Source organism: Aquisalimonas lutea, from assembly GCF_030409225.1.
GTDB classification, from domain to species: Bacteria; Pseudomonadota; Gammaproteobacteria; order Nitrococcales; family Aquisalimonadaceae; genus Aquisalimonas; species Aquisalimonas lutea.
In genome coordinates this window covers 244,152-258,367 of record NZ_JAUFPK010000004.1, presented here as the reverse complement: position 1 = coordinate 258,367, position 14,216 = coordinate 244,152, and the positions used below count along the sequence as shown (strand labels likewise).

Genomic DNA, 14,216 nt, shown 5'->3' with positions numbered 1-14,216 from the left:
GCCGGTCCACGCCGCAGCGAGGCCACGCCGACGAAGCGCATACCGTATGCCAGTCCCGAGCCGGGTGGCAACCGTTACCAGCCCGGTCAGTATTCGACCCGCACGGAGCCCGCCCCGCCCGAGAGGCTGTCCAGCCGCTTGATGAGCTCGTCCGTGGGGCGCACCCGCCAGTCGTCGGCGAAGCGCAGCACGGCGCGCGCATCGGGCCGATGGTACTCCAGGCAGACCGGGCAATGGCCCTCGCGGAAATGCGACAGTGCCTCCTGGAGATGATCCAGGGCACCGTTGCCGAGGCGGTCGCTGTGCATGCGCACCACCAGCCGCCGTGCGTAGACGTTGCGAATCTCGCCGATGTCGTAGACCTTGTCGGCATTGATCCGCCAGGCGTCACTGAAGTCGTCGTAGCCGAGCGCTCCCTCCACCACCAGCAGCTTGTCCTTGCCCAGCAGCGCGCCGTACTTGCGGTAGGCCTCGGTGAACAGGTTGACCTCGATGCGCCCGGTGCGGTCGTCCAGCACCAGGAAGCCCATCTTGTTGCCGCTCTGGGTGTTGCGCACCCGCAGCGACATGACCAGGCCGGCGGTGACGACGTTCTTCTCGCGCCGGCCGCTGCCGCTGTCGCCGCCGCCGGCGAGCTCGCTGATGCGGCCGGTGACGATCCTCTCCAGCTCCGGCTCGTAGCGCGTGATCGGGTGGCCGGTGAGGAACAGCCCCAGCGTCTCCTTCTCGCCGGCCAGCCGTTCCTCCTCGTCCCACTCCGGCAGATCCGGGGGGCGCTCGCCGCTGTCGGCATCGCCGCCGCCGGCCAGGGTCAGCCCGAACATGTCGGTCTGCCCGGCCTCGGCGTTGCGCACGCTCTGCTCCGCCGCCTTGAGCGCCGGGCCGATCTGCGACAGCAGGGTGGCGCGATTGGCGCCGATGCTGTCCAGGCAGCCCGCCCGCACCAGGGCCTCCAGGACGCGGCGGTTGACCCGGCGCAGGTCCACCCGGCGGCAGAGGTCGTACAGGTCGGCGTATGCGCCGTTGGCGTCGCGCTCGCTGACCAGGGCCTCGATGGCCGACTGCCCGACCCCCTTGATGGCGCCGATGCCGTAGACCACGGTGCGCTCGTCCGCGGCCCGGAACTGGAAATCCGAGCGATTGATGTCCGGCGGCAGGACCTCCAGGCCCATGGCCCGGCACTCGTCGATGAGCGTCACCACCTTGTCGGTGTGATCCATATCCGACGACAGCACCGCCGCCATGAACGGCGCCGGATAGTGCGCCTTGAGCCAGGCGGTCTGGTAGGACAGCAGCGCGTAGGCCGCGGAGTGGGACTTGTTGAAGCCGTAGCCGGCGAACTTCTCCATGAGGTCGAAGATGCCCTCGGCGTGCTGCTCGCTGAGCCCGTTGGCCATGGCCCCCTTGAGGAAGATCTCCCGCTGCTTGGCCATCTCCGAGGGCTTCTTCTTGCCCATGGCCCGCCGGAGGAGGTCCGCCTCCCCCAGGCTGTAGCCGGCGAGCACCTGGGCGATGCGCTGCACCTGCTCCTGGTAGAGGATGACCCCGTAGGTGGGCTTGAGCACCTCGACCAGCTCCGGGTGCTCCAGCTCCGGCGTCGGGTACGCCACCCGCGAGTGGCCGTGCTTGCGGCTGATGAAGTCCTCGACCATGCCCGACTGCAGCGGGCCGGGGCGGAACAGCGCCACCAGGGCGATGATGTCCTCGAAGCTGTCGGGCTGCAGGCGCTTGATCAGGTCCTTCATGCCGCGGGATTCCAGCTGGAACACCGCCGTGGTGGCGCAGCGCTTGAGCAGCTCGAAGGTCGGCGGGTCGTCCAGCGGCACCGTACCGATATCCAGCGGCGTCTCGTTGCGCTCGCCGCGGATGGCGTTCACGGCCCTCACGGTCCAGTCGATGATGGTCAGCGTGCGCAGGCCCAGGAAGTCGAACTTCACCAGGCCCACCGCCTCGACGTCATCCTTGTCGTAGTGGGTCGCCAGCCCCTGGCCGTTGGGCTCGCAGTACAGCGGCGTGAAATCGGTCAGCGGCGACGGCGCGATTACCACGCCGCCGGCGTGCTTGCCGACGTTGCGCGCGATGCCCTCGAGCTTCATGCCCAGGTTGAGCAGCGCCGCGACCTCCTCGTCCTCGTCGTAGCGGGCGCGCAGGTCGGGTTCCTGCTCCAGCGCCTTGTCCAGGGTCATGCCCGGCTCGAAGGGGATCATCTTGGCGATGCGGTCCACGAATCCGTAGCCGTGACCGAGCACGCGGCCGACGTCGCGCACCACCGCCCGGGCGGCCATGGTGCCGTGGGTAGCGATCTGCGAGACCTTCTCGCGGCCGTACTTGTCGGCCACATAGTCGATGACCCGGTCGCGCTTCTCCATGCAGAAGTCCACGTCGAAATCCGGCATGGACACGCGCTCGGGATTGAGAAAGCGCTCGAAGAGAAGGTCGTAACGCAGCGGATCCAGGTCGGTTATCTCCAGCGCGTAGGCCACCAGGGAGCCGGCGCCGGAGCCCCGGCCCGGCCCCACCGGGATGTCCTCGCCCTTGGCCCAGCGGATGAAGTCGGCGACGATCAGGAAGTAGCCCGGAAACCCCATCTGGCTGATGACGCCCAGCTCGCGCTCCAGGCGCTCCTGGTACTGAACGCGCCGCTCGTCCGCCCCCGGCGCCTCGAGATCGAGCAGCCGCGGCAGGCGCTCCTCCAGCCCGCGGCGGGCCTCCTGAGCCAGGTACTCGTCCACCGTGAGCCCCTCGGGGATGGGGAAGTCCGGCAGGTAGTCCTTGTCCAGGGTGAGCTCGAGGTTGCACCGCCGGGCGATCTCCACCGTGTTCTCCAGCGCCTCCGGGAGATCCTCGAACAGCGCCGCCATCTCTTCCGGCGTGCGCAGGTACTGCTCCGGCGCGAAGTCCCGGGGCCGGCGGCTGTCCTCCAGGGTTCGCCCCTCGTGAATGCACACCCGGGCCTCGTGGGCCTCGAAATCATCGCTGTTGACAAAGCGCACGGCGTTGGTGGCGACCACGGGCGCATCCGTCTCCGCCGCCAGGGCCACCGCCTGGTGCAGGTGCTCCTCGTCGCCCGGACGCCCGCACCGGTGCAGCTCCAGGTAATAGTCCTGGCCCAGCAGCTCCTGCCAGAAGGCGAGCTTGCGCCGCGCCTGGGCGTGGTCGCCGTTGACCAGGGCCCGCCCCACGTCGCCCTCGCGCCCGCCGGAGAGGACGATCAGCCCGGCGTTGTCCGTGCGCAGCCAGTCCCGCTGCACCACCGGCCGGTCGCCCTGCTGCCCCTCGAGATAGCTGCGGCTGATGAGCCGCGTGAGGCTGGTGTAGCCGGTGCTGTTACGGCACAGCGCAACGCACCGCGAGCGGCCTTCCGGCGCGTCCGGGTCCTCCACCCAGAGGTCGGCGCCGACAATGGGCTTGACGCCGGCGTCCAGCGCCGCCTTGTAGAACTTGACCATGCCGAAGAGGTTGCCCTGGTCGGTAATCGCCACCGCCGGCATGCCGCTGGCGGCCGCAGCCTCCACCAGGGGCTTGATGCGGACGATGCCGTCCACCAGGGAGAACTCGGTATGGACGTTCAGATGGACATACTGCTGCGTCATGCTCCGGCCGTTCCTGTGCGCTGGGGCGGGTAGGGCCGTATTATGAAGCACTCGCACCGGTACGGAAATGCCGGCTCCCACCCGGCCCGTGGAACCCGGACACGGGCGGCCGGCGGGCGGGGTCTGGCCCGTGCCCGCGGAACGCGGTACGGTACCCGGCCATTCCACACACGGCAGTACGACGCAATGATTCACTCCACCGCGGTGATCCACCCGGACGCGGACATCGGCGAGGACGTGGCCGTGGGCCCGTACGCCTGCATCGAGGCGGGGGTCCGCATCGGGCCCCGCTGCCGCATCGGCGCCCACGCCATCATTGAAGGGCCCACGCAGATGGGGCCGGACAACACCGTCGGCCCCCATGCCGTGGTCGGGACGGCGCCCCAGGATATCGGCTACCGCGATGAGCCCACGCGCCTGGAGATCGGCGCGCGCAATCACATCCGCGAGTTCGCCACCCTGCACCGGGGCAGCCCCAAGGACCGCGGCGTCACCACGGTGGGCGACGACAACCTGTTCATGGCCTATGCCCACGTCGGCCATGACTGCATCGTCGGCAATCATGTCATCATGGCCAACAGTGCCATGCTCGGGGGGCACGTCATCGTGGAGGACGGGGTGAACATGTCGGCCATGTGCGGCATCCACCAGTTCGTGCGCATCGGCGAGTACGCCATGCTGGGCGGCGGTACCATGACCACCATGGACATTCCCCCCTACGCCATGGTCTCGGGCAACCACGCGCGCCTGTACGGGCTCAACCGGCGCGGCCTCAAGCGCGCCGGCTTTCCGCCGGAGCACGTCCAGGCCCTGCGGACGGCCTATCGCATCGTCTTCGGCTCCGGCAAGCGCCTGGCCGAGGCGCTGGCCGAGCTGGAACAGCGCCACGACCTGGACAACCCCCGCGTGCGCCACCTGGCGCAGTTCCTGGGTTCGTCGACACGGGGCATCACGCGATGAAGCCCGTGCGCGCCGCCGTCATCGGAGTCGGCTACCTGGGGCGATTCCACGCCCAGAAGTACGCCGCCTTGGAGTCCGTCGAGCTGGTGGGCGTGGTCGACGCCGACGAGAGCCGCGCGCGGGCGGTCGCCGAGGAGGTGGGCACCACCGCGTTCACCGACCACGGGGCGCTGCTCGACAGCGTGGACGTTGTCAGCATCGTGGTGCCCACCCGCTTCCACCACGCGGTGGCGGCTCAGTGCCTCGACCGCGGCGTGCACGTACTGGTGGAAAAGCCCGTCACCACCACCCTGGAGGAGGCGGACGACCTCATCCGGCTGGCGGCGCAGAACAACCTCGTGCTGCAGGTGGGGCACCTGGAGCGCTTCAACGCCGCCGTCCGCGGTCTCGCCGAGCTGGTGGGCACGCCCATGTTCATCGAGTCGAACCGGCTGGCGCCGTTCAACCCCCGGGGCGCGGATGTCAGCGTGGTGCTGGACCTGATGATCCACGACATCGACATCATCCTGAAGCTGGTGGACCGGCCCGTGAGCCGCATCGACGCCAACGGGGCGCCGGTGATCTCCTCCGACATCGACATCGCCAACGCCCGCATCCAGTTCGACAACGGCTGTGTGGCCAATGTCACCGCCAGCCGGGTCAGCCTCAAGGCCGAGCGCAAGATGCGCCTGTTCCAGCGCAACAGCTACATCGCCCTGGACTTCCAGCAGCGCTCCCTGGACATCCGCTCCCGCATCCACACCGACCGGGACGTGCCGGCCATGGAGGACATCCGCAGCGAGCAGCGCGCCTTCGACGACGGCGACGCCATCCGCGCCGAGATCGCGGATTTCGTCGACTGTGTCGTCCACGGGCGTACGCCGCTGGTGACCGGGGCCGACGGGCGGCAGGCCCTGGCCACGGCCATCGAAATCACGCGGCAGTTGCGGGACAATCCCCTGCCCGACCAGCCATCCCAGTAGGAACCCGAGAGGACACGCCGCGCCATGATCCCCATGGTTGACCTGAAGGCCCAGTACGCCGACCTGCGCTCCGAGATCGAGCAGGGCTTCCGGGAGGTGCTCGACAGCGCACAGTTCATCCTGGGCCCGAACGTCCAGGCCCTGGAGGAGGAGGTCGCGCGCTACCTGGGTACGCCCCACGCCGTCGCCTGCAACTCCGGCACGGACGCCCTGCATCTCGCCCTGGCCGCCCTGGGGATCGGCCCGGGGGACGAGGTGATCACCACGCCGTTCACCTTCATCGCCACCGCCGAGGCCATCCACTACGTGGGCGCCACACCGGTGTTCGTGGACATCGACGACGCCACGTTCAACCTGGACCTGGAGCAGGTAGAGGCGGCGATCACCGAGCGCACCCGCGCCGTACTGCCGGTGCACCTGTTCGGCCAGCCCGTGGACATGCCGGAGCTCATGCGCCTGGCCGACCGCCACGGCGTCCTGGTGGTGGAGGACTGTGCCCAGTCCTTCGGCGCCGCGGTGGGCGGACGCATGACGGGCGCCTTCGGCGCCGCCGGGGCATTCAGCTTCTTTCCCAGCAAGAACCTGGGCGCCTACGGCGACGCCGGGCTGGTCGCCACCAGCGACCCAAAGGTCGCCGAGGAGCTGCGCGTGCTGCGCAACCACGGCAGCCGCGAGCGCTACCACCATCACGTCATCGGCTACAACAGTCGCCTGGACGAGGTCCAGGCCATGATCCTGCGGGCCAAGATGCGCCGCATCGATCAGTACAACGCCTGCCGCCGCCGCGTCGCTCATGCGTACAGGGACCGCCTCTCCGGCGTGCCGGGCATCACCGTGCCCCACGAGGACGGCGTGGGCCGGCACGTCTACCACCAGTACACCGTTCTCGCCAGCGACCGCGACGCCATCGCCGCGGCCCTGCGCTCCGCCGACATCGGCTGCGCCGTCTACTATCCGGTGCCGCTGCACAAGCAGCCCGTGTTCCGGGACACCCACGGCCACGTCCAGCTGCCCATATCCGAGAAGATCGCCCGGCACTGCCTGTCCCTGCCCATCTACCCGGAGCTCGCCGACCAGCAGATCCTCCGGGTCACGGAGACCATCCGGCACGCGGTCAACGGCTGACGGGCTGCAGAGTGCCCGTCGTTTCCTGGCGGTGGGCGAGACGCATCGGGCTCCGGAGCTCCGCTTACGGCCCCTGCTTCGGATGAAGCAGGGGCCTATCCTCCGCTCCGGCCTGGCCGGCTGACAGCACATCCCTGTGCTGACAGCCGGTGGCGGCATCCCTGCCGCCACCCCTTCGGGGCCGGACGGCCTGCGCTCCGGCGCTGCGCAAGTCGCCCGATGCGTCTCGCCCACCGCCAGGAAACGACCCGATCGAAGCCCGCTGCCGGAACGGTACGCAGTAACGGGAATCCCGCGTCGGCATTCCGCCGGGACGCCCTACCCTTCCAGCGGCAGCTCGGGCGCCGTCAGGGCCTCGCGGACGGGCGCGAACGAGCGCCGGTGGGCCGGGCAGGCGCCGAGGCGGCGGAGTGCGGCGACATGGTCCCGGGTGGGGTAGCCCTTGTGCCGGGCGAAGCCGTAGCCGGGCCACTGCTCCTCCAGGGCCACCATGTCCCCGTCCCGGGCGACCTTGGCCAGGATCGAGGCCGCACCGATGGCCGGCTCGCTGCCGTCGCCGCCGACGACGGCCTCCGCCGGGCAGTCCAGCGGCGGACAGCGATTGCCGTCGATCAGGGCGCGCCGGGCGGGCACCGGAAGTGCCGACACGGCGTGCTGCATGGCCCGCATGGTCGCCTGGAGGATGTTCAGCTCGTCGATCTCGTGCGGCTCCGCCCGGACGACCACCCATGCCAGCGCCTGCTCGCGGATCACGCCCGCCAGCATCTCCCGCCGCCGGGCCGTGAGCCGCTTGGAGTCCGCCACGCCGGCAATGGGCCGCGCGGGATCCAGGATCACCGCGCCCACCACCACCGGCCCGGCCAGCGGCCCGCGTCCCGCCTCGTCCACACCCACCACGAGGTCACCGGCCAACCCCCGGCCCGCCCCGATCGTGCCACCGCTCTCGTGCCTCACGCCGTACCCTCCGGCATGCGCGCCTCCGTGTGCCGTTCCAGCAGATCCGCGACAGCCGCCGCGGCCTGGGCGCTGGCATTCTGCCGCAGCCGTCCGTGCAGCTCGCCGAACTCCGCCTCCAGCGCAGCACGCCGCTCGGGGTTGTCCAGCAGATCCAGGGTGGCCGGCCCCAGGTTGCCGGGGACGGCGGCCTCCTGGGCGAACTCCGCGACCATGCGCCGCCCGGCGATCAGGTTCGGCATGGCGATGTGCGGCACCCGCACCAGGCGCCGGGCCAGCCAGCCGGTGATGAACGACACCCGGTACGCCACCACCATGGGCCGCTTGTGCAGCATCGCCTCGAGACTGGCCGTGCCCGATGCCAGCAGCGCCACCGTGGCGGCGGCCAGGCATTCCCGGGAGCGCTCCTGCACCAGGGTCACCGGGATGCCGTCGGTGTGCGCCTCGACCAGCGAGCGCATGTGCGCGCGGATGCGCTCGGTGGCACAGGGCACCACGTAGCGGACATCCGGGCGGTGCCGGTGGAGCCAGGCCACGGTCTCCAGGAAGACCGGCCCCAGGTACTTGACCTCGCTCATGCGGCTGCCCGGGAGAACGGCCACCACGGTGGCATCCTCCGCGAGACCGAGGCTTTCGCGCGCAGCACTGCGGTTCGGGACCATGGCGATCTCGTCCGCCAGGGGATGGCCGACGAACGTCGCCGGCACATCCTGCTCGCGGTAGAAGGCGTCCTCGAAGGGAAAGATGCACAGCATCCGGTCCACGGCCCGGCGGATCTGGTGGATCCTGCCGCGCCGCCAGGCCCAGACCGTGGGGCTGACGTAGTGCACGGTGGGGACGCCTGCCGCCCGCAGGCGCTCTTCCAGGCGCAGGTTGAAATCCGGGGCATCGACGCCGATGAACAGATCCGGCGGCCGCTCACGGAAACGCCGTGCCAGGTCGCGCCGGATGCCGAGCAGCCGCGGCAAGTGCCGCAGCACCTCGACAAGGCCCATGACCGACAGGGCCTCCAGGGGGTACAGGCTGGTCAGCCCCTCCGCCTCCATGCGCGGGCCGCCGATGCCCTCGAACCGGATGTCTGGGAACCGGGCGCGCAGCTCGCGCATCAACCCGGCACCGAGATAGTCGCCCGACATTTCCCCTGCGACGATGCCGACGCGCATGGCGCTCCCCTGCCTAGCGAACGATGCCGCGGTCACTCCCCCGGATGAACGCCGCCAGGCGCTCCACCGGGGCATGATCCCGGGCCAGTGCGTCCACCTTCTCCAGGGCCGGCTCCAGGCGCAGCGACGACTTGTAGACAAGGCGATACGCGCGGCGCAGGGCGAGAATGTCGGCGCGCGCGAACCCCTGGCGGCGAAGCCCTTCGCTGTTGATGCCATGGGGGGCCGCCGGATTGCCGGAAACCGTGACGTAGGGCGGCACGTCCTGCTTGATGCAGCTTCCCATGGAGGAAAAGCAGTAGGCACCGATCCGGCAGAACTGGTGGACCAGGGTAAACCCCCCCAGGATGGCCTGCTCGCCCACCTCCACGTGCCCGGCCAGGGAGGCGCCGTTGGCGAACACGACGCCGTCCGCCACCGTGCAGTCATGGGCAATGTGGACATACGCCATGATCCAGTTGCCGTTGCCGATGCGGGTCACGCCCTTGTCCTGGGCGGTTCCCCGGTTGATGGTGACGAATTCCCGGATGGTGTTGCCGTCGCCGATCTCCAGGCGGGTCTGTTCGCCGGCGTACTTCTTGTCCTGGGGCTCGGCGCCCACGGAGGCGAACTGGAAGATCCGGTTGCCGGCGCCCATGCGGGTCGGCCCGTAGACGGTGGCATGGGGACCGACCTCGCAGTCGTCGCCCAGCTCGACGTCCGGCCCCACCACCGCGTACGCCCCGATGCGCACGTTGCGGCCGAGACGGGCGTCCGGGTCCACTCGCGCGGTCGGGTCGATCAAGATTCCACGTCCCGCATGGTGCACATGACCTCCGCTTCCGCCGCCAGCCGGTCGTCGACGGTGGCCCGGCCCGAGAACACCCAGATCCCGCGCCGCACCCGCAGCAGCGACGTCTCGATGCGAAGCTGGTCGCCGGGCTCCACCGGGTGCTTGAAGCGCGCCTTGTCGAAACCCACCAGGTAGAAGATGGTCTCGCCTTCCGGCGCACGCCCTTCGGTCTCGAACGCCAGCAGGCCGCATGCCTGGGCGATGGCTTCCAGGACCAGAACCCCCGGCATCACGGGCTTCACCGGGAAGTGCCCTTCGAAGAAGGGCTCGTTGATCGTGACGTTCTTGATGCCCACCAGTCGCTCGCCCGGCTCGGTCTCGACCACCTTGTCCACGAGCAGAAACGGGTAGCGATGTGGTAGCAGCTTCTTGATTCGATTGATATCCATAAAGTCCGTGCCCAGTTCTATTTCGTTCCGTGGCCGGGCTGATCCATGGGATCGGTCCCGCCGTGGCCGTCCTCCGCCAGGCGCCGCTCCAGCGCCCGCAGCTTGCGCGCCATGTCGTCCAGCTGATGGAAGCGCGCGGCATTCCGGCGCCAGGTCCGGTTCGACTCCACGCCGGTGCCCGACGAGTACACGCCCGGCTCCGTCAGGCTCTTGGTCACCTGCGTCATGCCCGTGATGTGCACGTGGTCGCCGATGACCAGGTGGCCCGCGATGCCCACCATGCCCGCGATGGTACAGTAACTGCCGATGCGGGTGCTCCCCGACACGCCGACACACGCCGCCATGGCCGTGTGCGCGCCGACATGGACGTTGTGGGCGATCTGCACCAGATTGTCGACCTTGACACCGTCCTCCAGGACGGTGTCGCCGATGGCCCCGCGATCGACGGTCGTGTTCGCGCCGATATCCACGTTGTCGCCGATGACCACGCCGCCGACCTGCGGCACGCGCTCCCACTGCATCCCGTCGCGGGCGTAGCCGAAGCCGTCGGAGCCGATCACGGCTCCGGACTGGACCCGGCACCGGGCGCCCAGACGGCATCCGGACAGCACCGTGGCACCCGGATGCACGATGCAGTCCGCACCGAGAACGACGTCGTCACCGATGACGGCGCCCGCGCGCACCTGCGTCCGTTCACCGAGCTGTGCCCGCGCGCCGACGACGGCCCGGGCGCTGACGGCGACACCGTCGGCCAGGACGGCCGACGGATCCACCTGTGCGGATTCGTGCACACCCGGCGTGGCGACGGCGGGATAGAGCATCTGCGCCGCCCGGGCAAAGGCAAGGTGCGGGTTGTCCGCGATCAGGGCATCGCCCGGCACCGCGGCGGCATCATCCGGTGCCACGATCACCGCCGCCGCGCGGCTGTCCGCCAGGTAGCGGCGGTAGCGGGCATCCGCCAGAAAGGTCAGGGCGTCGGGGCCGGCGCCGGTGAGAGAGCCGATGCGCACCACTTCCTTGTCGGGATCTCCCGCCAGGGTCAGGCCGAGTGCCGAGGCGAGCTCTCCAAGACGTTTCATCGCGTGTTACTCCCTGCGTTCGGTCGGCCCGCAGAATCGAACCGGGCCGGACCCCCGGCGCGCTGGTCCGCGCAGGCGATCCGGCCCTGGATCCGCGAATGCCCCTGTCCGCGGCGCCTCGTGTCGTCTCCCGGGATCGCTCGCCATTCCGGATGCCTGTGCGCGCCCACGGCAAGGCGTGGCGAGCAGCCGTAGTACGGCCTACGGCAAGGAGCCGCGACGCCACCGCGGCTCGGGCAATGGCAAGCTACCTGCGGGATGTCGCGTCCTGTGGGTGACAGGACACCAGCAGGCCCTAGTTGTCTTCGTACTCCTGCTCCAGCCGCTCCAGCACCTGATCCGTCACGTCCACCTGGTCGCTGGCGTAAATAACGCCCTCGCTGACGATCAGATCGTAGCCTTCGGCCTCGGCAAGCTCGTTGATGGTCTCGACGATGCGCCGCTGGAGCCGTCCCAGCTCCTCGTTGCGGCGCATGTTGAAATCTTCCCGGAATGCTTCCTCTTCCCGGCGCAGCTCGCGCTGGCGCGTGACCAGCTCGCGCCGCAGGCGCTGCTGCTCCTCCTCGCTCATGGCCGCGGCATCCTGATTGAGCCGGGTCTCCAGCTCCCGCAGTGCCTGCTGCTCCTCGGTAATCGCCCGGTCCCGGGGCCCGAACTCCTCCTCCAGGCTGCTGCGCGCGGCCTCGGCCTGGGGGGCCTCGGAGGTCACGCGCCCCGCGTTGACGAACCCGATCTTGGTCTCTGCTGCAGCGCTGGCGGTACCGCCGGCAAGAATGAGTACCAGGACGACGCGAAGGAACCTATTCATGCCGGCGGCTTTGCCTCTCGTGTAGTGACTGATGCGGTAGCGACCCGGCGCGACACGCGGGGATCAGAAGAACTGACCAAGGGAGAACTGGAACCGCTCGGTCTCGTCTTCAGGCCCGTCATTTAACGGCTCGGCCAGGCTCATTGTCAATGCGCCCAGCGGCGACATCCAGGTGAACGCCAGCCCCGAGGAATAGCGCAGCTCCCCGGAATCGAAGGTGGTCCGCCGGGTGTCATAGACCTGGCCGGCGTCCACGAAGGTGGAGAACCGCACGGCATCGGAATCGATGAACGGCACCGGGAAGTAGAGCTCGGCATTGGCGATGGTCCGCAGGTTCCCGCCCACCGGATCGCCTTCGACGCGCCGGCCCAGGGAGCTCGACTGGTACCCGCGCACCGAGTTGATGCCGCCGGCGAAGAAGTTCTCGAAGAACGGCAGGCGGCTGGTCTCGCCCAGGCCCTCGCCGTAGCCCACGCGGCCCCGCAGCGACAGCGACAGGTCGTCGCTCAGGGGGAAGAAGCGGTTGTGGCTGTAGCTCGCCTTGTAGTACTCGAGGTCGCTCCCGGGGACGGACACTTCCAGCCCCAGCGACTGCTTGGCGCCGCGGGTGGGGAACACGCGCCGGTCCAGCGTGTTCCGCGTCCAGCTCACCTCGGTCTTGTAGTTCTGGTACTGCTCGCCGAACTCGTCGGTGAAGTCGAACATGAACTGCGGCGCGTCGTCGCCCAGGTTCAGGCGCAGGTCCTGGTAGCCCACGTCCAGGCGCACGGAGTCCTCCTCGTTGAGCGGCACGCTGAAGCCGACATCGAGCTCGCCGGAGCGCACCCCGTAGTCCGACAGCCGCGCCTCGCGCGCGTCCGTCTCCCGCAGGCTGGCATTGAAGTGCCGGGTGAGCCCGTCGACGTTGTAGTAGCGATCGGTATAGGTCAGACGATACAGCGAGCTCACCTCGCTGTTGTTCAGGGCCAGGTTAATGCGATCCCCGGTACCCAGAATGTTGTCCTGGGCGACGGAGAAGTTCAGCAGCAGGCCCTGGCCGCTGCCGTAGCCGATGCCGGCCTGGAGGCTGCCCGAGAGGCCCTCGGTGACGTTGACGTTGACGTCCACCTGGTCGTTCTCCCCCGGCACGCGCGGCGTCTCGATCTCCACGCTGTCGAAGAAGCCGAGCTGGTTCAGTCGCTGCCGGGAGCGGTCGATGTTCTCCGAGGAATACCACCCCCGTTCCATCTGCCGCATCTCCCGCCGGATGACCTCGTCGTCCGTGCGGTAGTTGCCGCTGATGTTGATGCGGCGCACGTACACACGGCTGCCCGGATCGACGTAGTACGTCAGATCGACGGTTCCCGCCTCCCGGTTGATGTCCGGCACCGGGTTGATGTTGGCGAAGGCGTAGCCTTCCTCGCTCAGCCGGTCGCGGATGGTGTTGGAGCCCGCGGTGACCTGCTCCTGGGAGAACATGCTGCCGCTGGCCAGCTCCAGGGACTGGCGCAACTCCTCCCGGTCCACCACGGTCTCGCCGACGATCCGAATGTCGCCGAGCTCGTACTGCCGCCCCTCGTCCACGTTCACCGTGACGTAGATGCCGGAGCGGTCCGGGGTCAGCGAGACCTGGCTCGATGTCAGTGAAAAGTCGGCATAGCCGCGGTTCATGTAGAACGAGCGCAGGCTCTCGAGATCGCCCGACAACGCTTCCCGGGAATACTGGTCGCGGCTGGAGAACGGCAGATACCACGGTCGCGGCCCGAGGCTGAAGACGTCCTCCAGCTCGCTGTCGCTGAACGCCTCGTTGCCCACGAAATGGATGTCCCGGATCCGTGCCGTGCGTCCCTCGTCGATATCGATGCGGATCGCCACCCGGTTGCGCTCCAGGGGGGAGACCGTGGTCTCGATGTCGACATCGTAGCGCCCCTGGGAGAAGTACTGCCGCCGCAGCTCGCGCTCGATACCGTCCAGCAGGGCCCGATTGAACGTCTCGCCCTCGGCGAGCCCGGAATCGCGCATCGCCTGCAGCAGCGGATCGGTGGCGATGGCGTTGTTGCCCTCGATCTCGATCTCGGCCACCGACGGACGCTCGACCAGGTTGACGATGAGCACGTTGCCGTCGCGCTGCAGCTCGACGTCCTGGAAAAAGCCGGTGTCGTACAGTGCCCGCACCGCCTCCGCGGCGAGTTGCTGGTCGACCTGGTCGTTGGTGGTGATGGGCAGATAGTTGAACACCGTCCCCGGTGCGATCCGCCGCAGGCCCTCCAGGCGAATGTCTTCCACCGTGAACGGCTCGAAAGCCTTGACCGGCGCCAGCGCGACGACGAACAGCACCAGGGCAGCAACCAGTTTGCGCATACCAACCTTTC

General features: G+C 69.1%; 11 protein-coding genes. 3 read left to right on the top strand and 8 right to left on the bottom strand.

Features of this window, described 5'->3' with window-relative positions:
* Nucleotides 1-86: 86 nt before the first annotated feature.
* Nucleotides 87-3,593: a DNA polymerase III subunit alpha gene (gene dnaE / locus QWY84_RS12325; RefSeq protein ID WP_290203010.1), complete on the bottom strand. Its 3,507-nt coding sequence runs from the start codon at nucleotides 3,591-3,593 to the stop codon at nucleotides 87-89.
* Between the two features lie 186 nt (nucleotides 3,594-3,779).
* Here dnaE and lpxA (QWY84_RS12320) point away from each other — a divergent pair, with 186 nt between their 5' ends.
* The 3 genes from lpxA (QWY84_RS12320) to QWY84_RS12310 are packed head-to-tail and all read left to right on the top strand — an operon-like array spanning nucleotide 3,780 to nucleotide 6,640.
* On the top strand, nucleotides 3,780-4,553 hold the full coding sequence (gene lpxA / locus QWY84_RS12320) for an acyl-ACP--UDP-N-acetylglucosamine O-acyltransferase (protein WP_290203009.1): 774 nt from the start codon (nucleotides 3,780-3,782) through the stop codon (nucleotides 4,551-4,553).
* Nucleotides 4,550-5,515: a Gfo/Idh/MocA family protein gene (locus QWY84_RS12315; protein ID WP_290203008.1), complete on the top strand. Its 966-nt coding sequence runs from the start codon at nucleotides 4,550-4,552 to the stop codon at nucleotides 5,513-5,515. Before lpxA (QWY84_RS12320) ends, QWY84_RS12315 begins: the two co-directional genes overlap by 4 nt.
* A gap of 24 nt (nucleotides 5,516-5,539) precedes the next feature.
* Nucleotides 5,540-6,640: a DegT/DnrJ/EryC1/StrS family aminotransferase gene (locus tag QWY84_RS12310; RefSeq protein ID WP_290203007.1), complete on the top strand. Its 1,101-nt coding sequence runs from the start codon at nucleotides 5,540-5,542 to the stop codon at nucleotides 6,638-6,640.
* A gap of 318 nt (nucleotides 6,641-6,958) precedes the next feature.
* Here QWY84_RS12310 and rnhB read toward each other — a convergent pair whose 3' ends face one another.
* The 7 genes from rnhB to bamA form a co-directional block, all read right to left on the bottom strand.
* Nucleotides 6,959-7,570 (bottom strand): ribonuclease HII, encoded by a 612-nt coding sequence (gene rnhB / locus QWY84_RS12305; protein WP_290203386.1) that lies wholly within the window; start codon nucleotides 7,568-7,570, stop codon nucleotides 6,959-6,961.
* A 20-nt stretch (nucleotides 7,571-7,590) separates the two neighbouring features.
* Nucleotides 7,591-8,757 carry a lipid-A-disaccharide synthase gene (lpxB, locus tag QWY84_RS12300; RefSeq protein ID WP_290203006.1) on the bottom strand — a complete coding sequence of 389 codons (1,167 nt, stop codon included), beginning with the start codon at nucleotides 8,755-8,757 and terminating at the stop codon, nucleotides 7,591-7,593.
* Between the two features lie 13 nt (nucleotides 8,758-8,770).
* The gene (lpxA, locus tag QWY84_RS12295) at nucleotides 8,771-9,541 is read right to left on the bottom strand and encodes an acyl-ACP--UDP-N-acetylglucosamine O-acyltransferase (protein ID WP_290203005.1); all 771 of its coding nucleotides are present in this window, start codon (nucleotides 9,539-9,541) and stop codon (nucleotides 8,771-8,773) included.
* Nucleotides 9,538-9,978 carry a 3-hydroxyacyl-ACP dehydratase FabZ gene (fabZ, locus tag QWY84_RS12290; protein ID WP_290203004.1) on the bottom strand — a complete coding sequence of 147 codons (441 nt, stop codon included), beginning with the start codon at nucleotides 9,976-9,978 and terminating at the stop codon, nucleotides 9,538-9,540. Before fabZ ends, lpxA (QWY84_RS12295) begins: the two co-directional genes overlap by 4 nt.
* Nucleotides 9,979-9,995: 17 nt before the next feature.
* A complete protein-coding gene (gene lpxD, locus QWY84_RS12285) occupies nucleotides 9,996-11,057 on the bottom strand; it encodes a UDP-3-O-(3-hydroxymyristoyl)glucosamine N-acyltransferase (protein ID WP_290203003.1) in 1,062 nt (353 codons plus the stop codon).
* 295 nt (nucleotides 11,058-11,352) lie between these two features.
* Complete coding sequence (locus tag QWY84_RS12280) at nucleotides 11,353-11,865, bottom strand: OmpH/Skp family outer membrane protein (protein WP_290203002.1); 513 nt, start codon at nucleotides 11,863-11,865, stop codon at nucleotides 11,353-11,355.
* 63 nt (nucleotides 11,866-11,928) lie between these two features.
* A complete protein-coding gene (gene bamA / locus QWY84_RS12275) occupies nucleotides 11,929-14,205 on the bottom strand; it encodes an outer membrane protein assembly factor BamA (RefSeq protein ID WP_290203001.1) in 2,277 nt (758 codons plus the stop codon).
* Nucleotides 14,206-14,216: the final 11 nt, after the last annotated feature.

Coding starts and splice junctions, on each gene's coding strand:
- fabZ (WP_290203004.1), bottom strand. CDS start 9,978: ATGGATATCAATCGAATCAAGAAGCTGCTACCACATCGCTACCCGTTT.
- lpxD (WP_290203003.1), bottom strand. CDS start 11,057: ATGAAACGTCTTGGAGAGCTCGCCTCGGCACTCGGCCTGACCCTGGCG.
- lpxA (WP_290203009.1), top strand. CDS start 3,780: ATGATTCACTCCACCGCGGTGATCCACCCGGACGCGGACATCGGCGAG.
- QWY84_RS12315 (WP_290203008.1), top strand. CDS start 4,550: ATGAAGCCCGTGCGCGCCGCCGTCATCGGAGTCGGCTACCTGGGGCGA.
- QWY84_RS12310 (WP_290203007.1), top strand. CDS start 5,540: ATGATCCCCATGGTTGACCTGAAGGCCCAGTACGCCGACCTGCGCTCC.
- dnaE (WP_290203010.1), bottom strand. CDS start 3,593: ATGACGCAGCAGTATGTCCATCTGAACGTCCATACCGAGTTCTCCCTG.
- QWY84_RS12280 (WP_290203002.1), bottom strand. CDS start 11,865: ATGAATAGGTTCCTTCGCGTCGTCCTGGTACTCATTCTTGCCGGCGGT.
- lpxB (WP_290203006.1), bottom strand. CDS start 8,757: ATGCGCGTCGGCATCGTCGCAGGGGAAATGTCGGGCGACTATCTCGGT.
- bamA (WP_290203001.1), bottom strand. CDS start 14,205: ATGCGCAAACTGGTTGCTGCCCTGGTGCTGTTCGTCGTCGCGCTGGCG.